Annotated in this window: 27 protein-coding genes; 20 read left to right on the top strand and 7 right to left on the bottom strand. The window is 57.3% G+C overall.

Annotated features, from left to right (window positions below; translation table 11 throughout):
- Positions 1–14 precede the first annotated feature (14 nt).
- The 5 genes from ACQUTG_RS14670 (at position 15) to ACQUTG_RS14650 (ending at position 3,813) form a co-directional block, all read left to right on the top strand.
- Complete coding sequence (locus ACQUTG_RS14670) at positions 15–704, top strand: DUF2703 domain-containing protein (RefSeq protein ID WP_428920121.1); 690 nt, start codon at positions 15–17, stop codon at positions 702–704.
- A 16-nt stretch (positions 705–720) separates the two neighbouring features.
- Positions 721–1,107 (top strand): hypothetical protein, encoded by a 387-nt coding sequence (locus ACQUTG_RS14665; protein ID WP_428920120.1) that lies wholly within the window; start codon positions 721–723, stop codon positions 1,105–1,107.
- Between the two features lie 441 nt (positions 1,108–1,548).
- The gene (locus tag ACQUTG_RS14660) at positions 1,549–2,292 is read left to right on the top strand and encodes a diguanylate cyclase domain-containing protein (RefSeq protein WP_428920119.1); all 744 of its coding nucleotides are present in this window, start codon (positions 1,549–1,551) and stop codon (positions 2,290–2,292) included.
- 59 nt (positions 2,293–2,351) lie between these two features.
- Positions 2,352–2,567, top strand: coding sequence for a GDCCVxC domain-containing (seleno)protein (locus ACQUTG_RS14655; protein ID WP_428920118.1), 216 nt, complete (start codon positions 2,352–2,354; stop codon positions 2,565–2,567).
- 4 nt (positions 2,568–2,571) lie between these two features.
- Positions 2,572–3,813 (top strand): Glu/Leu/Phe/Val family dehydrogenase, encoded by a 1,242-nt coding sequence (locus tag ACQUTG_RS14650; protein WP_428920117.1) that lies wholly within the window; start codon positions 2,572–2,574, stop codon positions 3,811–3,813.
- On the opposite strand, the gene ACQUTG_RS14645 is transcribed toward ACQUTG_RS14650, so the two are convergent.
- The gene (locus tag ACQUTG_RS14645; protein WP_428920116.1) at positions 3,810–4,739 is read right to left on the bottom strand and encodes a hypothetical protein; all 930 of its coding nucleotides are present in this window, start codon (positions 4,737–4,739) and stop codon (positions 3,810–3,812) included. The genes ACQUTG_RS14650 and ACQUTG_RS14645 overlap by 4 nt on opposite strands.
- An 82-nt stretch (positions 4,740–4,821) precedes the next feature.
- Here ACQUTG_RS14645 and ACQUTG_RS14640 point away from each other — a divergent pair, with 82 nt between their 5' ends.
- The 3 genes from ACQUTG_RS14640 to ACQUTG_RS14630 all read left to right on the top strand — a co-directional run bounded on the left by ACQUTG_RS14640 (position 4,822) and on the right by ACQUTG_RS14630 (position 7,222).
- On the top strand, positions 4,822–5,880 hold the full coding sequence (locus ACQUTG_RS14640) for a hypothetical protein (protein WP_428920115.1): 1,059 nt from the start codon (positions 4,822–4,824) through the stop codon (positions 5,878–5,880).
- 164 nt (positions 5,881–6,044) lie between these two features.
- Entirely contained in the window at positions 6,045–6,569 is a 525-nt protein-coding gene (locus ACQUTG_RS14635; RefSeq protein ID WP_428920114.1) for a DUF6647 family protein, read from the top strand.
- Between the two features lie 191 nt (positions 6,570–6,760).
- Positions 6,761–7,222: a methyltransferase family protein gene (locus tag ACQUTG_RS14630; protein WP_428920113.1), complete on the top strand. Its 462-nt coding sequence runs from the start codon at positions 6,761–6,763 to the stop codon at positions 7,220–7,222.
- Here the strand turns inward: ACQUTG_RS14630 and ACQUTG_RS14625 are convergent.
- Complete coding sequence (locus tag ACQUTG_RS14625) at positions 7,201–8,157, bottom strand: DMT family transporter (RefSeq protein WP_428920351.1); 957 nt, start codon at positions 8,155–8,157, stop codon at positions 7,201–7,203. The two genes, ACQUTG_RS14630 and ACQUTG_RS14625, sit on opposite strands and share 22 nt — an antisense overlap.
- Positions 8,158–8,283: 126 nt before the next feature.
- Between ACQUTG_RS14625 and ACQUTG_RS14620 the strand changes: the two genes are divergently transcribed.
- The 5 genes from ACQUTG_RS14620 to ACQUTG_RS14600 all read left to right on the top strand — a co-directional run bounded on the left by ACQUTG_RS14620 (position 8,284) and on the right by ACQUTG_RS14600 (position 11,038).
- The gene (locus ACQUTG_RS14620) at positions 8,284–9,180 is read left to right on the top strand and encodes a LysR family transcriptional regulator (RefSeq protein ID WP_428920112.1); all 897 of its coding nucleotides are present in this window, start codon (positions 8,284–8,286) and stop codon (positions 9,178–9,180) included.
- Positions 9,181–9,359: 179 nt separating this feature from the next.
- Positions 9,360–9,854: a nitroreductase family protein gene (locus tag ACQUTG_RS14615; protein ID WP_428920111.1), complete on the top strand. Its 495-nt coding sequence runs from the start codon at positions 9,360–9,362 to the stop codon at positions 9,852–9,854.
- Positions 9,855–10,078: 224 nt separating this feature from the next.
- The gene (locus ACQUTG_RS14610) at positions 10,079–10,411 is read left to right on the top strand and encodes an SMR family transporter (RefSeq protein WP_428920110.1); all 333 of its coding nucleotides are present in this window, start codon (positions 10,079–10,081) and stop codon (positions 10,409–10,411) included.
- A gap of 43 nt (positions 10,412–10,454) precedes the next feature.
- Positions 10,455–10,685, top strand: a complete 231-nt coding sequence (locus tag ACQUTG_RS14605; protein WP_372987809.1) for a hypothetical protein — start codon at positions 10,455–10,457, stop codon at positions 10,683–10,685.
- A 2-nt stretch (positions 10,686–10,687) separates the two neighbouring features.
- Positions 10,688–11,038 (top strand): DUF3147 family protein, encoded by a 351-nt coding sequence (locus ACQUTG_RS14600; protein ID WP_428920109.1) that lies wholly within the window; start codon positions 10,688–10,690, stop codon positions 11,036–11,038.
- Here ACQUTG_RS14600 and ACQUTG_RS14595 read toward each other — a convergent pair.
- The gene (locus tag ACQUTG_RS14595; protein ID WP_428920108.1) at positions 11,035–11,856 is read right to left on the bottom strand and encodes a zinc-dependent peptidase; all 822 of its coding nucleotides are present in this window, start codon (positions 11,854–11,856) and stop codon (positions 11,035–11,037) included. The two genes, ACQUTG_RS14600 and ACQUTG_RS14595, sit on opposite strands and share 4 nt — an antisense overlap.
- A gap of 131 nt (positions 11,857–11,987) precedes the next feature.
- On the bottom strand, positions 11,988–12,554 hold the full coding sequence (locus ACQUTG_RS14590) for an OsmC family protein (RefSeq protein ID WP_428920107.1): 567 nt from the start codon (positions 12,552–12,554) through the stop codon (positions 11,988–11,990).
- A gap of 161 nt (positions 12,555–12,715) precedes the next feature.
- On the opposite strand from ACQUTG_RS14590, the gene ACQUTG_RS14585 reads away from it, so the two are divergent.
- The 4 genes from ACQUTG_RS14585 to ACQUTG_RS14570 all read left to right on the top strand — a co-directional run bounded on the left by ACQUTG_RS14585 (position 12,716) and on the right by ACQUTG_RS14570 (position 15,462).
- On the top strand, positions 12,716–13,744 hold the full coding sequence (locus ACQUTG_RS14585) for a GlxA family transcriptional regulator (protein WP_428920106.1): 1,029 nt from the start codon (positions 12,716–12,718) through the stop codon (positions 13,742–13,744).
- Positions 13,745–13,826: 82 nt separating this feature from the next.
- Complete coding sequence (locus ACQUTG_RS14580; RefSeq protein WP_428920105.1) at positions 13,827–14,282, top strand: CopD family protein; 456 nt, start codon at positions 13,827–13,829, stop codon at positions 14,280–14,282.
- Between the two features lie 32 nt (positions 14,283–14,314).
- Positions 14,315–14,779 (top strand): MaoC family dehydratase, encoded by a 465-nt coding sequence (locus ACQUTG_RS14575; protein ID WP_428920104.1) that lies wholly within the window; start codon positions 14,315–14,317, stop codon positions 14,777–14,779.
- Between the two features lie 56 nt (positions 14,780–14,835).
- Positions 14,836–15,462: a response regulator gene (locus ACQUTG_RS14570; protein ID WP_428920103.1), complete on the top strand. Its 627-nt coding sequence runs from the start codon at positions 14,836–14,838 to the stop codon at positions 15,460–15,462.
- Here the strand turns inward: ACQUTG_RS14570 and ACQUTG_RS14565 are convergent.
- A complete protein-coding gene (locus ACQUTG_RS14565; RefSeq protein WP_428920102.1) occupies positions 15,459–17,207 on the bottom strand; it encodes a hybrid sensor histidine kinase/response regulator in 1,749 nt (582 codons plus the stop codon). The genes ACQUTG_RS14570 and ACQUTG_RS14565 overlap by 4 nt on opposite strands.
- Before the next feature lie 10 nt (positions 17,208–17,217).
- Positions 17,218–17,721, bottom strand: coding sequence for a hypothetical protein (locus ACQUTG_RS14560; protein WP_428920101.1), 504 nt, complete (start codon positions 17,719–17,721; stop codon positions 17,218–17,220).
- A 191-nt stretch (positions 17,722–17,912) separates the two neighbouring features.
- Between ACQUTG_RS14560 and ACQUTG_RS14555 the strand changes: the two genes are divergently transcribed.
- Positions 17,913–18,746, top strand: coding sequence for a DUF6544 family protein (locus ACQUTG_RS14555; protein WP_428920100.1), 834 nt, complete (start codon positions 17,913–17,915; stop codon positions 18,744–18,746).
- Positions 18,739–19,572 (top strand): CPBP family intramembrane glutamic endopeptidase, encoded by an 834-nt coding sequence (locus ACQUTG_RS14550; protein ID WP_428920099.1) that lies wholly within the window; start codon positions 18,739–18,741, stop codon positions 19,570–19,572. The genes ACQUTG_RS14555 and ACQUTG_RS14550 overlap by 8 nt, the downstream gene beginning before the upstream one ends.
- Positions 19,573–19,582: 10 nt before the next feature.
- On the opposite strand, the gene ACQUTG_RS14545 is transcribed toward ACQUTG_RS14550, so the two are convergent.
- A complete protein-coding gene (locus ACQUTG_RS14545) occupies positions 19,583–20,002 on the bottom strand; it encodes a universal stress protein (protein ID WP_428920098.1) in 420 nt (139 codons plus the stop codon).
- Positions 20,003–20,163: 161 nt separating this feature from the next.
- Between ACQUTG_RS14545 and ACQUTG_RS14540 the strand changes: the two genes are divergently transcribed.
- Positions 20,164–20,496 carry an antibiotic biosynthesis monooxygenase family protein gene (locus ACQUTG_RS14540; protein WP_428920097.1) on the top strand — a complete coding sequence of 111 codons (333 nt, stop codon included), beginning with the start codon at positions 20,164–20,166 and terminating at the stop codon, positions 20,494–20,496.
- Positions 20,497–20,573: the final 77 nt, after the last annotated feature.

Here is a 20,573-nt window from a genome sequence, read left to right as displayed (position 1 = left end):
GTTAAGAATGGAGCATGCTCTTACAAGACCGCTTCAGTCCGGGGATGGTGGTTTCTTTTCATGGTTTGGTTCATTGGTATTGGTATCAAGCTATTCAGCATGGGAAGAAATCAAGTACAGATTCGGAACAGATGATGGCTTGTATAAATCGAGGCAAGGAGCGCATTCTGATAGCCGTGACGTTGCCGACTACTTTGGGCTGCGCCAAGTTATCGAGAAACGGCATGAGAGGAAGGGATGAGATGAAAGCACTGACTATTCGGTGGCAGCGCCTGGTCGATGACCAGGGGAGAACCTGCGACCGCTGCGGCGCTACGGAAACGGCTGTAGAGGGTGCAGTTCACAAGCTTCGGCGTGCCCTCAAAGAACTGGACATAGACGTCGTTCTGGAAAAACATATGGTTGATCCGGCCACATTCGATGAAGACCCGCTGCAATCCAATCGGATCTGGATTGGCGGCAAGCCGCTCGAAGAGTGGTTGTCGGCAACAACTGGCCAAAGCCAATGCTGTTCGACCTGCGGTGAGGCGGAGTGCCGAACGGTGACGGTCGGCGGAGAGACCTACGAGGCCATTCCTCCTCAACTGATCATAAAGGCCGGACTCATGGCGGGCGCACAGCTGCTCGACGCCGAATTCCCGGAAGAGTGTGGCCCTGAAGCATGTGCACCGAAAGATAGCGGTGGCTGTTGCCCCGCATCGTAGTGGTAGTGGAGCAACAATGAAGCTTTCCGTAAGATCGTGGTATTCCGGCGTGCTCTGTTTGTGTTTATCCAGTCTTGCGAGCGCCGAGTCTGAACCGGTGTTTGCTTTGTGCGCGCCTTACGTGGAGAAATCTTTGGTGGGCGAGCCGGCAGCCCAGGGCGGGTGGCCGGTTTATATCGGACTGACGGAGGCTGGAGCCGAGAGCTTTCAAGCATTCACCAGGGAAAATGCTGGAAAGACAATCCGCATTGAAGCGGGTGCTCGCCAGTTTGCCAGATTCACAATATGGATGCCTCTTGATAGCCGTAGGCTAGGCGGGCATTTTGTTTCCCGGGAAGAAGCTCTGGCCTGGCAGCGGATTCTGGAAGACGATTTGCCATCAGGTCCGTGTGGTGTCACCTGAGGAAATACTCTGGCCTCCGTGCAGTAGCCAATGACTGGCGCCTGCTCGCCGTCCTGTGGCATGGCTACTTTCTGATTCTCGTTCTAACGCTCGTCTCCGGTATTTGCCCAACACGGCAAGTGGCTGGGTTCTTCCTGGCGTTGCCGGTTACCTCGGTGAGTGTTCTGGCGTGGATCAACGGCAATCCATTTAACGGGGCTTCATTCGCCCTGATAACTGTTGCTCTGGGGGCGATTGCTGCGGGTTGGTCACGGCTGCGCGTGAAGGTCGCGCCAATTCAGCTGGCTGCGCCCGGAGTTCTGCTGATTTTGTTCGGATGGATCTATCCACACTTTGTGGAAGACGCCCGGTAGAAACACCGCGTATTGCAGCGGATAATGGCTCGTTTGCGCCGGCTGTTACGTACATTCAAATCCTTACCCGGCAATGATGAGACCATCCATGAAGCTGCTTACCATCAAAGATGTCATCCTGCGGATTGTCGCCATTATCATAATGGCAGAATTCCTGGTGATGCTGGTTTTACGAGCTGTCCCCCATAACGCCAGCACATTCACCGAGGCGGTTCTGGATGCCGCGGCACTCGCCTTCCTCTCCACTCCGGCCATCTACCTCTGGGTTATCAAGCCTTTTGTGTCCGCCAGAGATGATGCCTTGGCCAGAATCCGCCATCTGGCGAATGTTGATCCATTAACCAAGCTGGCAAACCGGCGACTATTGATGAGCCACCTGGAAAAGGCTTTGGCCGGCAGCATCCGGCACAAGGATCACGGAGCGGTGCTGCTCATGGATCTTGATGGTTTCAAAGCGGTAAACGACAGGTATGGGCACCCTGCCGGCGATGCATTGCTGGTTGAGGTTGCACAGCGCCTGCAGGGGTCAGTTCGCACCGATGACGTCGTGGGGCGACTGGGTGGTGATGAGTTCATTGTTCTGCTGCATCGCCTCGGAGCGAGTGAGGATGAGGCGAGGGAGAAAGCGTTGCGCGTTGGTGAAAAATTAATCAGCATTGTCGCCCCTACCGTCAACTTCGAGGGACAGAGTTTGAGCGTCGGTGTGAGTGTCGGGATTCGTATCATCGGATTTGAAGAAAGGGACGCCGAGGTTGTCATGGCTGATGCCGACACTGCCATGTATTCCGCAAAACAGAGAGGTGGAGGGTGCGCCGCCTTTTTCGGGAGTTGAACCTGACAGCTTCCGGTCAGCTATAGTGATCGGTGAAGACTGATCACAAGGAGGCAAACATGGCTGAAGTTATTCTGGAATCCACCATCACCTGTCCCGAGTGCGGTCATCAGAAAATGGAAGTGATGCCGACCAATGCCTGCCAGTATTTCTACGAGTGTGAGTCCTGTAAGGCGTTGCTGAAGCCGAAATCGGGTGATTGTTGTGTGTTCTGCTCGTTCGGCACCGTGGCGTGCCCACCGGTTCAGCAAGGTCTCTTTGCGTGTGGAGGGTAATGCCATGGATTATGATTTTCTGGATGAAAGTGGGCAGATTCTTCGTGAGGCTGGCCGTCTCGGCAGGATTGACCCCAATGTGATTGAATTTCTTGCGGCACCCGGGCGCGTGGTGACGTTCCGCATTCCGATGAAAATGGACGATGGCAGTTTCCGGGTGTTTGAGGCCCACCGTGTACGATATAACGATGCCCTCGGGCCGAGCCGGGACGGGACGCGGATTTCCCCCGATCTCGACCTGGATGAGGTGAAATCGCTCGCGATGATCATGTCAATCAAGCACGCTGCGGGCCGAATTCCGGCCGGTGGCGGCAAGGGTGGCATCGTGGCCGACCCGCGTGAATTGAGTGATAGGGAGTTTCAATCACTTTGCCGTGCCTATATCCGCTACCTGCGTCCGAGAGGGCAGGCTTACGATGTACCCGGTGCGGACATTGGTACGGATCTGCAAACCATGAGCTGGATGCTGGACGAATACGAGTCGGTCACCGGCTACCATGAGCCAGCTGCAGTTAATGATAAACCACCTATTCTCGGCGGTTCTCTGGGGGGCTTTGAGGCGACCGGGAGTGGGGTTTTCGATGTGTTCAGGGAAGCCGCCGAGCAGGCCGACTTTGATATCGAAAATGCCCGTGTGGCGATCCAGGGATTCGGCCAGGTCGGGTCGGTGGCGGCGAGTATGTTCTACGAAGCCGGCTGTGATGTTGTGGCGGTTTGCGATAGCCGTGGCGGCGTTTATTCGAACGACGGGCTCGATATTCCGGCCCTGCTGGCACACAAGAAGTCCACGGGAAAAGTCTCGGACTTTGCCGGCAACGAGCCGATGACCAGCGAATCGATGCTGGAATGTGACTGCGACGTGTTAGTGCCTGCCTCGGTTCAGGGTGTGATTACTGCGGACAACGCGGACCGGATACAGGCCCGTATGGTGGTCGAAGCCGCCAATGCGCCAACCACGTTGAAAGCGGATGCGATGTTGCTGGAAAGGGGCGTCATCATTGTTCCGGATGTGCTGGCTAATGCCGGAAGCGTGCATTTGTGCCAGATGGAGCGTAGCCAGGGTCTTTCCGATAATTACTGGGATATCGATACCATCAACCACTTGCGACAGGAAAGATTGGCAAGAAGCTATCGGGAAGCCGTGAATACTGCGGCTGAACACCAGGTGAAATCTGTCCGGCTGGGCGCATGGATTAATGCGCTCAAGCGGATTGAGGAGGCGATGCACCTGCGTGGCTGGTGTTAGGTGGGTATGGCCAGGTCAGCTCCACCGGTGGGTGAGCATTTGAGGTCCGGGTTTTCCTGGCCGATCAACTCCAGTGCCACGGCGGCATTGCTGACCCGGTCGCGCATCATCTCGTTGTGATAGCTGTCCGGGTTCCATGGTGAGTACATGGTTTCCTCCGATGGACCCGGCTCGATTTTGAAATAGCAGGGGGCCGCAACCCGGGCGATCTCGGCAGCCTCGTAGAAACGCACGAAGCCTCCCATGGACTGGACCAGGCAAAGGTATACATCCATCGGGATCTGGATACTGCTGCGGATGGCCGAAAGCATCGGCAGGCTCAGGTCGGCGAGGGGGTTGAAAGTATCCGCCCCCAATTGTTGGGCCACATGCGCACCTGCCGGGTTGGCCTGGCCGGCAAAGACTGACAGCTTGAAGATGACATCCTTCGGAATGACGCCCTTCTGGCGTAATTGGTTGACCAGCCACAGCACGCCTTCATCCGTAACCAGAAAACCACGAAATCCGGCATTCATGCAGCGTTCGAGGTCTTTCAGCCAGTGCCGGACGGAATCCATGCCGCGCAGGCGCATGCCCGAAACGAGACCCTCGGAGGTGGCCATTTGTCGGCCAGCATCCCAGCTGCGGCGTGGGCCGGGCGTCATCACCACTTCGATCTTCTGTTCTCGCGCCAGCCGCGCAAAGTCTTGCAACTCCGACTGGGTCAGATAGGTGGCGCCACCGACGGTCGCAATGATGCGATGTACCGGTACTTTCTGGCGCTCCGCCTCTTTGATCATCGCCTCCAAGGCGGAAACACGCTCGACTCCGGAGATTTCGATGCGGTAGTGGCCGCCATCGGGGAACCGGAGTCCGGATGATGTTAGTTCGTTGTTGTCATGAGCCGGTAGACCGAGCTGCTCGAGCGCTTGTTCCAGATTATCCATCACTGCCTCTTGTCCTCAGTTGTATGGGCTATCCTTCACTATTAGCACACCACACTGGAAAAGGTGGAAAACGGAGGTTCCCATGGCACTGAGTAGCGCCGAACTGATTAACGATCCTATCGGTTGTTACCCGCAGGCGACTGTGGCCTGCTTCGATCCCAGTCGTGGCGAACTGCCACGGAGGCAACTGGATGAGGTCCGGACACAGGCATTTCTCGAACGCCTTGCCGCCGCCGGGGCTCCCGCTGCACTCATCGCATCATCCACCGGCCAGGGGCACCTGCGCACCGTGCATGAGTTGGCCGCCTGGTTTCGTTGCGCGGCGGAGGCGAGCACCCGCGATATGCTGCTCATGGGCCTGCTGAGGCCCGAGGACGGGATCGATGCCAATAAGCGGCTATTAGACCTGCTGGCCGACCTTCAGTATCCGGTGGCTTTTGTACGCCCGGGAACCGACCTGTCCAGGCAGGCCAGCGATGAGCAGGTGAGTGACAGCCTGGCGCCGATCATAGCAGCGGCAGCAGATCGGGGGCTGGCCATCGGGCTGTATTCGATTTCTGATGTCAGTGGCCTGCCGCTCAGTGCCGGATCCGCAGCGCAACTGCTTGGTTGCGATGGCGGGCAACACATCGTCGCCGTGAAAGTGACCGAGACTGATTACGAGGCGAGCACCGCACGATTCCTGGCGCACCCGGCGCTGAGTCGCCTGAAGATTGTTCAGGGCTGGGATCCCCACCTGAGCCGTGCCTTGAGGGATGGTCGGCGTTTTGATGGTGAAGGCCGGCAACGTTCCGGGATCACATCGGGGCTGATGTCGTTGGCGGTTTACCAATATTTGCATATCCTGGATGCGGCCGCCGACGAGAACTGGGACGAGGTAGCGGCGGCCCAGGATTCGACCGATGCGATTTTTCGCTCAATGCAGGACGATCCCGGGCACTTTGCGGACCTTCAGCGTGCCAAGTTCATGATGGGCCTTGGGCATCCGTTAACAGGGCAAGTCAGCGACGATCAGGTCGAGCGGGTTTTTGAGGCACTTGAGCATTTGCCCCGAAACGCCGATCGGCAACGTATTGCCCGCAGCCTTGATTTGATGGGGGATGGACCGTTTCATGATCGACTTTGTCGTTTGCAGGGCTAGATTCTTGCTGTTCGGTCGTTATCAGCGTCAATAGCACCCCCCACCGCAATCTCGTGCTAGCCTTTCAGGACAGACCACCATTCACGAAGCTCTCTCGTGAAAAGGGGATTGTCATGTTACGGGGCAGGCCTGGATCGTCCGGGCGCTCTCTTTTGACCAGGAGAATGGCACTCGTCTGGCGCCTGTTTTTGCTGTGGTTGCTTGTGGTTTCCTTCCCGGTCCATGCTGTCAGCGCCCAAACCCCAGATAGTCGTCAGGCTGAATTACGGGCATTGGCCGATACGCTGAGCGGCTGGATCATCGAACGGACCGGTTATTCGGAAACGGAGCTTCCGGACATTCAGTTCAAAAGCCAGGCAGGACTGGAAGAACTGTGCTTTCCCGGATTTTCCCATGATCTTCTACCCAGCATTCGGGGCGCCTACGATGCCCGTTCGGTGGTTGTCTATCTGAATACCGATTTCGATTCCGACAGTCTTCTTGATATCAGTTATCTCCTGCATGAGCTGGTACATCATTTCCAGGTTCAGAATGTGCCCAGCAGCAACCGGGCCTCAAAGGCGGTCATGGAAGCCAGGGCACTTCGTATGCAGACGGAATGGCTGGAGCAGAAAGGCTTGACTGATGCAATGGAACAGTTGGGTGTCGACGAAAAAACACTTCGTATCCTTGAAGCGTCGCCCCGATAAAGGCCAGCGGTCCAGTTCCGAAAACACGCGCATGAAATCAGACATATATTGTTCGTGTGTGCTCATATTTTTCGATTACCATTCGGATTCGGGCGGGCCGCTCGCTCAATCCCGGCGATCAGTTTATGTTTGCGGTCAGTAAACAATGGCGCCGGCGAACAGGTCAAAGGAAAGACGGACGACAATCGATCATGAACGCACTTGAACTCAAGATCCCACCCCTGCTGCTGGTTATTTTCTTCGGAGGGGCCATGTGGGCAGTCTCTCGCCTTCTGCCGGCCGGTTACCTCACTATTCCCGGCAAGCTCTGGCTGTCCGCAGCGGTTTTGGCAATCGGTGCGTGCATTGCTTTGCTGGGCGTTCTTGAGTTCAGGTCTGCGGGCACCACGGTGGACCCGCGCACCCCGCATGAGGCGGACGCTCTGGTGGTAAAGGGTGTGTACCGTTACACGAGAAACCCGATGTACCTGGGATTCCTGCTGATGCTTGTCGCCTGGGGGCTGTTCCTGGGCAGCGTATTCGCCGCTTTATTGTTGCCACTGTTTATCGTCTACATGAACCGGTTCCAGATCCTGCCGGAAGAACGGCATATGCGGTCCTTGTTCGGAGAGGCCTACGATCTTTATGCATCTCAGGTGCGGCGTTGGCTCTGAACCCCTGTGGGCGTTTGATTTGTAGACTGTTTTTCGGAGCTCGCACGATTGCTCAGCCGAAGCCCTGTAATCACGGCAATAACGCCCAGCCAGATCGTCAGTGAATACTGTTCCCGGAACCAGACCACACCAATGAGCAAACCGAACACCGCTGCTACCGCGCCGAGCTGGCTGAAAAACACGGGTGTCGCGCGTTTCTGGATCTCGAAGGAACAGAGGTAGGCCAGTGCGGTGAGTACACCCTGGAGGACAACCACTTTCACAAGGCCTGGACCGAAATCGACCGAGACCAATGGGGTGCTGGTCAGGCTGGCAAACAGGGCGAGCGAGACTGCGCAGGCGAGCAGAGTTCCTGCCGCCAACGTCATTGGGCTCGTGTGCCCGGGCCAAGCCACTGAGCGATAGATATTGCCGACGGATAAAGCTGCAGGTATTAGCAGCCCTGATAGAAACCAGATCGGGCTTGAATCACTCAGTTCGGAGTGGCGCTGTAGGATGATCCAGGCGCACGCCATTACCGCGATCAACAAACCGGTCAGCTTGCGCCAACTGCGTTGTTCCAGGCCCATCGAGGTTGCCATCAGGAAGGTAAAAATTGGTGGCAAGGCGTACATGATGCCGGTGAAGCCGGTTCCGAGTTTCGAGACGAGGAAGAACCCGGTCACATTGGGGATTGCGATACCCGAAAGACCGCTGATCAGGAAATAGGTCAGTAGTCGCCTGTTAAGCATCTGCCTGATCGGAGCCGATCTCAGCAGAAGAATCGAACCGGCAATGAGGGTCTGCCAGAAGGCGTAGGTTGTGGCGGGCATCCCCTGGGTCGTGGCGGTTTTCGATAGCGCCAGCATCAGTGCGATAAGGAAGCCGTTGGTTATCAAGAGGCTCCAGACAATTGCCTGGGGGAAGGGGGTTAGACGTTGAGCCAGAACTTTCATCACCCGCTTGCTCCGAAGTGAGAATAAATGAGTGCTGGCCCTGAGTGTGCCCTGTTCCATTGAATTGATAATCAGAAGAGATCGAATAATACTTATTCCAATTCGGAAACGGTTGGAGAAAGGGTTGTGGCCACGGACAAACTTGCCGCTATGAAGATTTTTCGGCGTGTGGCGGAATTGGGGAGCTTCACCAGAGCGGCGGATGATTTCGGAGTCACCGCTGCCACGGTGAGCAAACACATTGCATTTCTGGAGCAGGATCTCGGCACACGGCTGATTAACCGGACCACGCGACGAATGAACCTGACTGACGCCGGTCTGGCATTTCTGAAACGGGCTCAGACCTTGCTGGACGATCTGGAGGAGGCGGAGCTTGAAGCCAGGGGATTTCAGGCGGAGCCCCGGGGTACGATCCGGCTAAATGTGCCCATGTCGTTCGGTCTGACCCACATCACCGGTGCCATCGACAGTTTCCTCGACCGCTATCCACTCATCGACATTGATCTTCAGCTCAATGACCGAATCATCGACCTGGTCGAGCAGGGAGTTGATATTGCCATTCGGGTCCGCAGCGAACTCTCCGATTCCAGCCTGCGCGCGAAGCCGCTGAGGAAATCCCGCAACATTGTGTGTGCATCACCTGACTATCTGGCAAATACGCCGGAGATCCAATCGCCTGGCGATCTCGCTCGACATAATTGTCTGAGGTATACGCTCCACGACAGGCCCGGAATCTGGGAGTTGGGTGACGAGCAGGTCACGGTCAGCGGTAATTATCGAACTGACAGCAGCCTGGCTATCCGTCAAAGCCTGCTGCGTGGCCTGGGCGTGGGGCTGTTGCCGCGATTTCTGGTGCAAGAGGATATCGAGAGCGGAGCGTTGATTCCTCTTCTTGAGGATTATCCGCCTAAGGGTTACACAATCTTCGCCGTGTTTCCTCCGGGGCGCATGCAGTCGACCAAGGTCAGAATGCTGGTGGAGCATCTGGACCAGTACCTTGGCGATAGGCCTTACTGGGAATAACCCCGCTTGGTGGATTGCGCCCGGTGTGGCCATCGATTATTTCTGTTCAGGAAACAGTATTCTTCTTTTTAATCGATTTATCGTATTAACTTGCTCATCTAAATTAACCCCTCCAATGAGCGGGAGCTCCGTCGGGTTCCCTGTATGTCGGCCCTGAAATCGCGGGATGGAGGCGGTTTATGAATATACACGAAGCCCTGGACTGGCGTTATGCCGTCCGTGAATTCTCAGCTGAAAAGCTGGATAACCAGGTCGTCGAGGAATTAATTGAGGCCACCCGAAAGAGCGCCTCCTCCTATGGGTTGCAGCCCTACCAACTGGTTGTGATCGAATCGGAGTCCGTGAAGCAGGTTCTGCTGCCGTATTCGTTCGGCCAGCAGAAGGTGGTGGATTGCTCCCACCTGGTGGTTCTGGCAGCTCATACCGACGTCGGGGATCACACCGTTGACCGGTACATCGATCGGTACATGAAGGCCCGTGGCGTTCCTTATGAGGACATCGCCGGATACGCCCGCCACATGAAGGAAGCGGTGGGGAGTAGAACGGATCAGGAGAAGCGCGAGTGGGCCCATCAACAGGCGTATATAGCCCTTGGCACGTTGCTGACGGCAGCCGCTGTTCTGAAGATCGATAGCTGTCCCATGACAGGATTCGACCATAGGGCTTATGACTAGGTGCTCGGCCTGAACGAAATGGGACTTGAATCCTCTGCCATCGTGGCGCTCGGCCATCGCAGTCCGGTGGATGAGCATGCCCGGCTACCGAAAGTGCGCTTTGATGATGAGGACATGGTGATCCGCATGTGAGCGCCTCCGCAGATCTCCCTATGCGGACGGGGGTAGGCAACTCTGAGCGTCTCAGCTAGAGTTCGGCTTTTTTCGCGATTGGGTTGTGACTGATGAAAAGCTGGATTTTCCTGGGTATTGCAATCGTCGCCGAGGTGCTCGCCACGTCCGCACTGAAGGCCAGTGACGGGTTCACCAAACTGGGGCCCAGTGTTCTGGTGGTCGGCGGCTACGCCATCGCGTTCTACTTTCTGGCGCTCACACTCAAGGCAATTCCGGTTGGCATTGCCTATGCTGTATGGGCCGGTCTGGGCGTTCTACTGGTGGCGCTGATTGGCTGGCTGGCGTTTGGCCAGCGGCTGGATCTGCCGGCGGTAATCGGGATGACGCTGATTGTTTCGGGAGTGCTCATCATCAGTCTGCTTTCGAAATCCAGTGCCCACTAGTGCGAGCAAACATGGGCCATATTGATAAGGTTCAGGTAGCCCCATGAAAGAGGATGATTTGGATACCCTGCTGGAAACCATTCCGGATGTACGGGATGGCCTGACCCGCACCGAGCGGATCATCCTGTATGTGTTGAATGAAACCCAGCGGGAGCTGAACGGCCGCAATGTGCCTACGGTAATGCTTTATGGTCGGGTACTGGAGTATGTGAATATCAGTGAGCAGGAACTCCACGTTTATCTGGACCGGCTGGGTGTCAAAGGAGACGGATAACGTTGGTTTACTACATCACTAAAGTGGCTGTGACCGCTGTCCTGGTGGTCCTTATCTCGGAAATCGCCAAGCGCAGCTCCGTGATTGGCGCTATTCTCGCTTCAGTTCCGCTGACTTCCGTCCTCGCCATGATCTGGCTGTATGTGGATACGGGGGATGTCCAGAAGATCAGTGACCTGGCGTCCAGCATCTTCTGGCTGGTACTGCCTTCTCTGGCCCTGTTCATTGCTCTGCCCCTGTTGCTGGGCAAGGGGATGAATTTCTATCTGAGCCTGATTATTTCAATTGCCATCACCGCATTGTGTTACCTGGTGATGGTGCTTGTGTTGAAACACTTCGGGATCAGTCATTAGCCCGGATTCAGCGGGTCGAATCGGTAGTAGTCTCTTAGAGCGTTGAACACTTTCGGCTGCTCGTGTCGCAAGTGCTCCGGCTGTTGGAAGAACGCTTCGGTCAGCACCGCGAAGAATTCCGCCGGTTCGGTGGCACCATACGGATCGAGCCAGGGCTTGTGGTGATGCTCAATGGTGTTTCGCAGGTGCTCATAGGCCTTCGTCATGGTCTTCTGCCAGTGTCTGGCCTGCTCGCCGCTGAGCGGAGGCGCGCCGTCGGCGGAGCCGTCCAGGTAATCCAGCTGGTGGGCGAACTCGTGGAGGATCACGTTATGCGGACTGTGGGAATCGTTGGCGGCATGCTCGCATTCGCTCCAGGCCAGCACCACCTGGCCGTGGCTTGAGGCTTCTCCCGCGCGCACTTCCTCGCCCTCGTGAACGATCATGCCATGTTCCCAGGCGTGCTGTACGCGGTACACATCCGGGTACACCAGGATGCTGCGGATATCGTCGTAGTGGGAGAAGGAGCGGCCAAGCAGCAGAAGGCAGGCGTGGCCGGCAATCGTCAGCCGAACACGTTCGTCCACTTCAAAGCCGTCGCAGCCGTAAAAGTCTTTTTCCGAGAGGAAAAGCTGAACGAAGCGTTCCAGGATCTCTTTTTGTGGTTCCGGCAAGCGGCGATAGAAGGGTACCTGCTGCTCAAGCACCGGCCGCCACTGCTCAGGAAAGGGCTCGCTGAGCTCGCGTTTGCGGCGCCAGGTCCGATAGAAAAACAGGTAGAACACCGAGACTGAAATCAGGATGACCGCAAAAACGGCAAATACCACGGGTGATGACATACAACTCCTGGCGGCTGGGCGTCGACTTAATCCCGATCATACCTGAAAGTCCCGGCACCCACCGAATACCAGAGGTCGAATCAACCAGCCGGTTGGGGACTCCGGGGCGGAGGCCGCCCCGGAGTTGTCGGTCAGGCCCGCTCGAGGGTAACGGGCACCGGTCGGCAGACGGTATTGCAGACCGGGGAATGGTCCCTGGCGAAGCTCAGCAGGTCATCCAGTTCCTCATCGCTGCAATCGGCCTCGATATCCATCACGATGCGGATGTTTTCATAGCCGATGGTGGCCTCATCATTCAGCGCCAGCAAACCTTCCAGGTTGATGTTGCCGGACAGTTTGGTGGCCAGCTTGTGGATGGTGATACCCCGCGCTGCGGCATGCAGGACCGTGGTGGTGGTCACACATCCGGCCAGTGCGTGCAGCAGGAATTCCACCGGGTTGGCGCCCTCGTTGTGGCCAAGCAGGACGGGCGGCTCGCCGTTGGTGAAGACATAGTCTTCGGTCCGGGATGTGTCCTCGGCGCCGGCGCCGTAGAAGCCGCGGATGGTGGAGCGGTTTTCGCCGCCGTTCACCCACTGGTTGCGGGCCCGGAATTCGAACTGTGCCAGAGCGGGATCGTTCTTCAGGGCTTCAACAGTCTGGCCCATTTGTACCAGATCGAGGCCGTTGCGGGTTTGGATGTGTACCTGGGTATTCATGTTCATTCACCTTGTTTCATTGTCGTAGGGATCCCCGGGGAAACCGGGAGGCGCTTTATCCGGCGCCTGGGTATAAAGTAAGGGTTTGGGGGCTGCGGGATCAGATGGACTTCTGACAAAAAGAGGGCATTCATGCCACGAAATGTCGGGAGGGCCTGAAAATGGGGCCGAAACAGACGAAAGTCCTGATTCTGGCGCTACCGGAAACCGCCGGGTCAGCGCTTTACGGGATGGTGGATGTGTTGAAGGCCACCGGAAATATCTGGCAGACCCTTGTAGGGGACGCCATTCCTTATCAACCCTTCGATGTCCGGATTGTGTCCATACAATCCGCGCCCTTTCATTGCGGCCACGGCATTCCGGTGGAACCCGCGTGTACCATCGACGATGAGCCTTGCGGTGAGCTTCTGATCCTGCCGGAAATCTGGCTCGGACCGGCGGAAGATATCGGTGGCCGGTATGAGGCCCTGATGGACTGGATCAAGCACCGTTATCGATCCGGCATGACCATCTATTCGGCCTGCTCCGGCTCGGTGCTGCTGGCGGAAAGCGGCTTGCTGGATCACTGCGAGGCGACATCTCATTGGGGTTACCAGGACCTGTTTCGAACCCGCTACCCGAAGGTGCATTTTCGACCGGAGAGCAACCTGGTCTATGCTCATCCCGGTGGCCGACTGGTGACAGCCGGGGGAACAACCTCCTGGCATGACCTGGCGCTGCATATCATTGCCCGTTATGTCGGGATCGGCGAGGCGCTCCGTATTGCCAAGGTGTATCTGCTGAAGTGGCATGGCGAGGGCCAGTTGCCGTTCACCGGGCTGGTTCGCCGGACCCATCACGCAGACTCTGCCGTACGCAAATGCGAGGAGTGGCTCAAGGAGCATTTCCGGGAGCCGGGTGCCATTTCCCGGCTGGTTGAGGCTTCGGCGCTTCCGGAGCGAACGCTGAAACGCCGGTTCAAGGAGGCCACCGGAAACTCCCTCATCGGGTACCTGCAGAACCTGCGTATCGAAGAGGCGAAAAGGGCCCTTGAGCATGGCAATCTGTCTGTGGAAGAGGTGAGCCTGGCCGCAGGCTACGAGGATGTTTCCTTCTTCCGCAGACTGTTCAAGCGCCTCACCGGTCTTACGCCTGGCGAATACCGGCGCCTGTTCCGGCCGCTGCTGGAGGAGTCGGCACTGACTTCGTGACGGGTTGGCTTCATGACAGGTTGGCTTTCTAGCAGGTGGCGCTTATGCTCATCACACATATTTCTCTTCCGGGAGTCGTTTTATGAGTCTGGCTGTTGCATTGCACCTCCTTTCCGCCGTGATCTGGGTCGGCGGCATGTTTTTCGCCTACATGGCCATGCGGCCGGCGGTGGTCGAGGTGATTGAAGCGTCCCAGCGCGGTGTACTCTGGTGCCATACCTTGTCCCGCTTCTTCCGGTGGGTGTGGGCGGCCGTGATCCTGTTGCTGGTGACCGGTTACTGGATGGTCTTCAGCGTGTTCGGCGGTATGGCCGGCGCCGGCTGGCATATCCACGCCATGCAGGGGCTGGGCATCGTGATGATGTTGCTTTATTTCCACGTATATTTCGCGCCCTTCCGGCGGCTCAAACAGGCCGTTGCCAACAAGGATCCCCAGGAGGGCGGGCGTCAGGTGGCGCAGATCCGCAGGCTGGTGGGTACCAACCTGATACTGGGATTGGTCGTTGTGGCGATCGGTGCCGGTGGCCGGTATCTCTGAACCAGGCGGCTGTTGATCGGAGATCCGGATTGATGTCACCCATACGCGAGAAGGCCATTGCGGGTCTGAAGGCCGGCGACTCCTTTACCATCACCCGCACCTTTACCGAAGAAGAAACCCTGGCGTTCGGCGAGATCAGCCGGGACCACAATCCGGTTCACTACAATGACCGGTTTGCCGGGGAAAAGAACCTGCAGGGCCGTATCTGCCACGGGCTGCTGGTGGGCGGAATGATTACCGAAGTGGGCGGCCAGATCGGCTGGCTTGCATCCGGCATGAATTTCCGGTTCCGGCGGCCGGTGTATTTCGGGGACACCATTGCCTGCGTGTTCACGATCACTGAGGTGGATGAAAGGAACCGCGCTAAGGCGGAGGCGGTTCTGTCGAACCAGCAAGGAGAAACAGTGATCGAAGCCTGGTTGACGGGCGTGCTGCCTGGCGAGCCTGAGCGCCAGATCATGGCGGAGTCGTCTGGCGTTTCCCGGGAAACGTCCTAGAATTTGGGGAAGGTCCGGGATCCGGGATGGAAGCCGGCCAAATGCAGGATGCGCCAATGAAACTGTTCATTGTGGACGACCATCAACTCTTCATTGATGGTATGCGACACCTGCTCGGTCATCTGGAAGGTGTCATTGTCATTGAAGAATGCAATCGGGCTGAGGAGGCAATCGAGAGGCTTGAGGCAGAGGACAGTTTTGACCTGGTGCTGGTCGATCTCGGCATGCCAGGCATGGATGGTCTGGCCATTCTCCAAAGGCTGCGGGAAACCGGCTCTGTCACCCCGGTTGTTGTCGTCTCCGCCGAAGAAGATATCGTCCGTATCGGAACCGCGCTCGAGCTGGGCGCCCTGGGCTACATTCCCAAGGAGCAGAGCGGGATCGACATGCTCCGTGCCCTGGAGCAGGTGTTATCGGGTGAGATCTATGTGCCCGCACCGGTTCGAGAGCGCCTCAGCCATTACCATTCCCGCCGTCATCCAGAGCATGGCACCCTGACCCGGCGCCAGATGGATGTTCTCGGGCTGGTCGCCAAGGGCTATTCCAACAAGCAGATCTCGGCCGCATTATTCGTAGCGGAACATACGGTCAAGGTCCACATCGCTGCCATTCTGAAAGCGCTCAATGCCAACAATCGGACCGAATGTGTGCATAAGGCCCGGAGCCTGGGTCTGCTGGATTAATCGATACTGGCAGTGTTGGTGAGCTGTCGCTGTATGAGGCTCCTGAGTCTGGCCGGGCTGACCGGTTTGTGAATCATCCTGAGACCGCTCCTTTCAACCTCCCGCAGCTGCCGGGAGCTGGTGGTGCCGGTGATAATGATGCCTGGTAACTCGGCCCCATATCGTCGCCTGAGGCTCCGGATGACTTCAACACCATTTTTCGAGCCCTCCAGACTGAAGTCAGACAGCACCAGGTCCGGTTGCTCCGGTGATTGCCGGAGGGCTTCCGCCAGGGATGACACGGCAGTGACCCTGAACTTCCAGCGCCTCAGCAGTATGTCCATCGCATTAAGCACATTCCTGTCGTCGTCGATGACCAGAATGCGATGTCCTGAGGCCTGCCAGATCGGCTCCGCAGGTTGCTCTTCCCTATGTTTCATCCTGGCCGGATCACCGTGTGGAATAGTGAGGCTGAAAACGGATCCCCTGCCTTCGTCGGAGCGCAGGTCCAGCGGCAGCTCCATCAGCTCACAGAGCTTGTGAACGATAGCCAGGCCAAATCCCAACCCCTTGTCTCTCTCATCCTCGTGGGGAGAGGGGTGTGCCTGTTCGAACTCCACGAAAACTCGCTCCCGTGCCTCCCGGGGAATGCCGATGCCGGTATCCCATACCTGGACAAGTGTCGAGTCCTCCCTCGGACGGGCGCTGATGAGAACGCCCCCCGAGCGGGTGTATCGAATGGCATTGGCGATCAGATTACGCATCACTCGCTCAAGAAGGCCCCGATCGACTCTCACTACGGCGGGTCGGGTATGAAGCCTGAGATCCAGTTCCTTCTGTTCGGCTTTTTCCCGGAATTCTTCCGATAGCTGAATGAGAAAAAATTCAATGTCGAAGTCCACCGGCTCCGGCTGGATAATTTTGGCATCGAGCCGGGAAATATCGAACAGGGCATCAAACATCCGGCGCATGGCATCCAGGGAGGTATCGATCCGGCGGAGAATGCGTTGTTCTTCCTGTGGGCTGCCCGCGCCTTTGAGTGCATCGAAGAAAAGCGAGAGTGCGTGCAGAGGCTGCCGGAAATCATGGCTCGCTGTTGCCAGGGTACGTGACTTTGCCTGAATGGCGGTCTGCAGTTCCTTGGATTTCTGCCTGAGCTGATCGGCAAGATCGGCGGTTTCGAAGCGAAGGTGCATTTCCGAACGCACGATGGAGTTGAGCTTTTTGGCAAAGCTGTAGGACGCCAGAATCGCGAACGCGACCATCATCGCCAGGGCAAACCAGGCGACTTCTCCGAGGCTGATAAAGTGTGCCACCAGAGCGCCCTTGATGGGCATGCCGTAGCTGTAATAGAGAGGCAGCCAATGGGTACCGGCAGAGATGGAGCCGATGCCCAAGATCAGGGCCATAGTGATCATGAATACCTGATGGGGCACGGACTCGGTGCCCGCAAACAGAAAAACCGCGATCGCCCACAGGGCTCCGAGGTAAACCTGTAACATAAGGAGTTTACAATGCCAGGGTTCGGCACTGGTGAGGGTGACATCCTGCTTCTGGTAGGCGGCCGTGAGCAGATAGCGGGTGCCAATGCCCGCGATCACAAGAACGAACCATCCTGAAAGCAATACCCGGTCCACCTGGTTCCACAGAACCAGAACAACGGTCAGGGGAACCAGGATGGTAATAGCAGCCCACTCACGCATCTTGTTGAAGTGAGGGGCCAGCGCCTCGAACGTGATGCGTTGCTCGATCTCCGTGGCATTCATGGGTGGCCGGTTACCTCAGCGCCTGTATGGTTCGCTGGTTTTCCTGGTGTCGTTCCACGAGAACCGAGAAGGTTTGCGGACGACACTGAACCCACCAGGAGCCGACAAAAGGCCTCTGGCGGTGCGGATGTGCCACTTCGCGACCGGTGTTAACGAATCCCCAGTTTGTTGCTTCATCCAGAAGCATGGCCCGTTCTCTGGAGAAAGCAAACGGTTGGGTCCTGGCAGGGCCACCACGGGGATCGCTGGCTTTCATGTTGCCACAGACCACCATGCCTCCGTCCGGCCCCGCGCCGGCAACGCCATAGACGTTGAAAAACTCGACGTCCCCGGCGTCCGCCAGCAGCTCGCCGACAGAACTGGTGGCAGCGGCCTTCTGCTCGGAAGAGAGGATGACCAGAAGTGATTCCGAATTATCGGAAGCAGGTGGGGTCAGTGATGCATAGCGCTGGGTATCGGTGCTCGCACAGCCGGTGATCACGGCAAGTGCGAGCAGTAAGGGTAAGGTTTTCATTGTTATCTCCGCTATTCCCTGTTCAGGCTCTGGTTGAGCCATCTCCCGGGGCTGAGATAGTCGCCGGGTCCTTGCGTGAAACTGCAATGAGCGTCACATTTCAAGTATTGGGAATCGGCGGTGGTTCTTGTATTACTCAAAAGAGCTAATTTCATGGCCCGAAACGAACAGACAAGGAAAGTCCTGTAACCATGGTGATCTACGCACTCAGCACTCTGATCTTGCTCGGACTTGCCGGACTGTCTGCCCGCCGCTTTGCCGATCACAGGGCAGATTGCCGGACCGTGGAGTCACTGGTCCGGCACCAACCACGGGATCCCGCCCGGTTCGACCCGGCCATGGTCGACCACCTGCCGGAACCGGCTCGGCGTTACTTTCGCTACACCATCGCCCCGGAAACGCCGCTGTATACCGTGGCAACGTTCTCGATGGAGGGAAAGTTCGGGATGGGAGATCGGGACTTACCAAAATACCTGGCGATGTCGGCCCGGCAGACCCTGGCGGCGCCGGTCGGTTTCATCTGGAGTATGAATGCGCGGCGCGACTGGATGCGGCTCTCAGGTTCGGACACCGGTCGCTGGACACGATTCTGGTTAATGGGATTGCTGCCGGTGGCCCGCATGGGGGGTACGCCGGATCATGCCCGTTCGGCATTCGGGCGCTACGTGGCAGAAGCCGTGTTCTGGACGCCCGCAGCGCTGCTGCCCGGGCCTAACATGCATTGGGAGCTGGTGGATGTGAATGTTGCCCGGGTAACGGTGCGGCATAACGGGTTATCCCAGGCGGTGGATGTGACAGTTGCAGAGGATGGCCAACCGATTCAGGTGCGCTTTGATCGCTGGAGCAATGCCAATCCGGAAAAGGAATACCGCTGGCAGCCTTTTGGTGGCTATCTCTCAGAGTTTCGGGAAGTGGAGGGCTTCCGGTTGCCGATGCATGTTGAGGCGGGCAACCATTTCGGAACGGAGCGCTATTTTCCGTTCTTTGTGGTGGATGTAACGGAGATCAGTTTTCCCAATGCCTGAGCAGAGAGAGCGGGTGGCGAAGCTGGGGACCTGGGTTCGCGCGCATCCGGTGCTGGCATTTCCTCTGGTGTATCTGGGCTGGGCTTACCTGTTCTGGATGCCCGTTTTGCTCTCGGACTCGTCGGTCTGGGCCTTCCCCAATCTGTTGTGGTTCCTGTTAGGCGGTGCCAGCCCCTTGGTGGCCGGGCTATCACTGGCGGCGCTTTCCGGCGGCAGGCGCCAGTTGCGTGATCTGGGCAGGCGACTGGTGGACTTGCGCCGGATTCCCGCCACTTGGTGGTTGGGAATCCTGCTGTTTTGGCTGGTGTTTGACCTCGCCAAGGCGGGTATCGCCGTTTTTCTCGGTATCACGGACACACCGCTGGATCCGGACTGGGGGTTGTTTTCCAACCCTGGTCCTCTGTTGTTTCTCCTGCTGTTATCCTTCGTGTTTCCGGCGATTGAGGAAGTGGGCCTGAGGGGCTATTACCTCGAGACTTTGCAACAACACCTGAACCCGGTCCTGTCTGGCGTGATCAATGGCCTGGTCTGGGCCACCTGGCATGCGCCCTTTGTCTGGTTCCCGGGCTACTATGCCAATACCACCTTCAGCCCGGAGCTATACTGGTGGCTGCCCATGATTGTCTGCCATACCCTGATGATCATGCATGTCTACAATCGCACCGGCCGCAGTATCCTGGCGGTACTGGTCTTCCACGCGATGATGAACTTCACCGGCGAGTGGCTGCGCATCTCGCCGGATATGTATCCTTTCATGCTTGCCGGTAATGTCATTCTCGCCACACTGGTCGTTATGGTGTGGCAGAAACGGAATTTAGCGACCTGATGTTCCGTGCTTAGCGAACAACGAAGATCGACACATCACTATGCTTTACCAGCCTGGCAGCGTTGGAATGCAGAATATGCAGCCGGTCGCCGGTGCCGGGCGGATGGGAGGCCATCACCACAAGATCCGCGCCTGTTTCCTTGATCACATCCAGAAGCCTGTCATCAAGTTCCACTGCGGTGTCCGGCGTCTCGATCACTTTTGACTGGGTCTTGATGCCGTGGGACTTGCCTTGCTCCTCTGCGAACTCCCGGAGCTTTTCCGCCAGCTCTTTGGGATTGTGAGCGGCAGCACCCGGCGTCGTGTTGGTGACGGTCACGTAGCAGAGGGTGGAGTTGTAATGTTTGGCGATATCAATGGATATCTCCAGCGTTTTGGGCATTTTATCGAGGTGAGACAGGTCCACCGGAACCAGGATTTTGCTGAACATGGCGTGTTTCTCCTGTTTGGCTTGGCAAATGCGTGTTGTTCTACATACTCAAAGAGTGGCATCCAAAAGCGGATGCTGCCAATTCTTTGGCCGGCTGGTTTGATTCGACGCAAATTCACTCGGACTATGGTCGTGAAACAAAGTCGAAATGGGAGCGAGCGATGAAATTTATCTTCGAAGTCCGGGTCCAGGAAGGCCACACCGCCGAGGAATACGCAGACGCCTGGGTTCGCGCCAGCGAACTGATCCAACAGGCGCCGGGCGCCCGTGGCACCATGCTCCACCGGAAAATTGGAGAGCCGAACACCCTGATTGCCATCGCATCCTGGGACAGCAAGGAAGCGCGGGATGCCATGGAGTCGGGCAAGGACCCCCGCATAACAGAAATCATCCGCAGTGCAGCTCCCTTTGTGGAGATCACTCCGCTGGGAGAGTTCGAGGAGCCGGAGTGGGTGGTGATGCCGCCGGACTCGGGGCAGGAATGGGGAATGTGAGCGACGGCTGACCCGGCGAGGAACGATCCAGTGGTCTATATTTATTCGACGCCCTGTTTCGTTCATCCGGAGGTCAG

The organism is Marinobacter sp. DUT-1 (assembly GCF_050379415.1).
Lineage (GTDB): Bacteria > Pseudomonadota > Gammaproteobacteria > Pseudomonadales > Oleiphilaceae > Marinobacter.
The sequence above is the reverse complement of the archived record's forward strand: the minus strand, read 5'-3'. Positions and strand labels throughout refer to the sequence as shown.

Bases quoted from the DNA above. Each gene is read 5' to 3' on its own strand.
- ACQUTG_RS14660 (WP_428920119.1), top strand. From the start codon at position 1,549: ATGAAGCTGCTTACCATCAAAGATGTCATCCTGCGGATTGTCGCCATT.
- ACQUTG_RS14595 (WP_428920108.1), bottom strand. From the start codon at position 11,856: ATGTCATCACCCGTGGTATTTGCCGTTTTTGCGGTCATCCTGATTTCA.
- ACQUTG_RS14635 (WP_428920114.1), top strand. From the start codon at position 6,045: ATGGCACTCGTCTGGCGCCTGTTTTTGCTGTGGTTGCTTGTGGTTTCC.
- ACQUTG_RS14630 (WP_428920113.1), top strand. From the start codon at position 6,761: ATGAACGCACTTGAACTCAAGATCCCACCCCTGCTGCTGGTTATTTTC.
- ACQUTG_RS14565 (WP_428920102.1), bottom strand. From the start codon at position 17,207: ATGAATGCCACGGAGATCGAGCAACGCATCACGTTCGAGGCGCTGGCC.
- ACQUTG_RS14550 (WP_428920099.1), top strand. From the start codon at position 18,739: ATGCCTGAGCAGAGAGAGCGGGTGGCGAAGCTGGGGACCTGGGTTCGC.
- ACQUTG_RS14590 (WP_428920107.1), bottom strand. From the start codon at position 12,554: ATGAATACCCAGGTACACATCCAAACCCGCAACGGCCTCGATCTGGTA.
- ACQUTG_RS14570 (WP_428920103.1), top strand. From the start codon at position 14,836: ATGAAACTGTTCATTGTGGACGACCATCAACTCTTCATTGATGGTATG.
- ACQUTG_RS14625 (WP_428920351.1), bottom strand. From the start codon at position 8,157: ATGAAAGTTCTGGCTCAACGTCTAACCCCCTTCCCCCAGGCAATTGTC.
- ACQUTG_RS14610 (WP_428920110.1), top strand. From the start codon at position 10,079: ATGAAAAGCTGGATTTTCCTGGGTATTGCAATCGTCGCCGAGGTGCTC.
- ACQUTG_RS14615 (WP_428920111.1), top strand. From the start codon at position 9,360: ATGAATATACACGAAGCCCTGGACTGGCGTTATGCCGTCCGTGAATTC.
- ACQUTG_RS14655 (WP_428920118.1), top strand. From the start codon at position 2,352: ATGGCTGAAGTTATTCTGGAATCCACCATCACCTGTCCCGAGTGCGGT.
- ACQUTG_RS14640 (WP_428920115.1), top strand. From the start codon at position 4,822: ATGGCACTGAGTAGCGCCGAACTGATTAACGATCCTATCGGTTGTTAC.
- ACQUTG_RS14555 (WP_428920100.1), top strand. From the start codon at position 17,913: ATGGTGATCTACGCACTCAGCACTCTGATCTTGCTCGGACTTGCCGGA.
- ACQUTG_RS14645 (WP_428920116.1), bottom strand. From the start codon at position 4,739: ATGGATAATCTGGAACAAGCGCTCGAGCAGCTCGGTCTACCGGCTCAT.
- ACQUTG_RS14665 (WP_428920120.1), top strand. From the start codon at position 721: ATGAAGCTTTCCGTAAGATCGTGGTATTCCGGCGTGCTCTGTTTGTGT.
- ACQUTG_RS14575 (WP_428920104.1), top strand. From the start codon at position 14,315: ATGTCACCCATACGCGAGAAGGCCATTGCGGGTCTGAAGGCCGGCGAC.
- ACQUTG_RS14580 (WP_428920105.1), top strand. From the start codon at position 13,827: ATGAGTCTGGCTGTTGCATTGCACCTCCTTTCCGCCGTGATCTGGGTC.
- ACQUTG_RS14585 (WP_428920106.1), top strand. From the start codon at position 12,716: ATGGGGCCGAAACAGACGAAAGTCCTGATTCTGGCGCTACCGGAAACC.
- ACQUTG_RS14545 (WP_428920098.1), bottom strand. From the start codon at position 20,002: ATGTTCAGCAAAATCCTGGTTCCGGTGGACCTGTCTCACCTCGATAAA.
- ACQUTG_RS14670 (WP_428920121.1), top strand. From the start codon at position 15: ATGCTCTTACAAGACCGCTTCAGTCCGGGGATGGTGGTTTCTTTTCAT.
- ACQUTG_RS14605 (WP_372987809.1), top strand. From the start codon at position 10,455: ATGAAAGAGGATGATTTGGATACCCTGCTGGAAACCATTCCGGATGTA.
- ACQUTG_RS14560 (WP_428920101.1), bottom strand. From the start codon at position 17,721: ATGAAAACCTTACCCTTACTGCTCGCACTTGCCGTGATCACCGGCTGT.
- ACQUTG_RS14650 (WP_428920117.1), top strand. From the start codon at position 2,572: ATGGATTATGATTTTCTGGATGAAAGTGGGCAGATTCTTCGTGAGGCT.
- ACQUTG_RS14540 (WP_428920097.1), top strand. From the start codon at position 20,164: ATGAAATTTATCTTCGAAGTCCGGGTCCAGGAAGGCCACACCGCCGAG.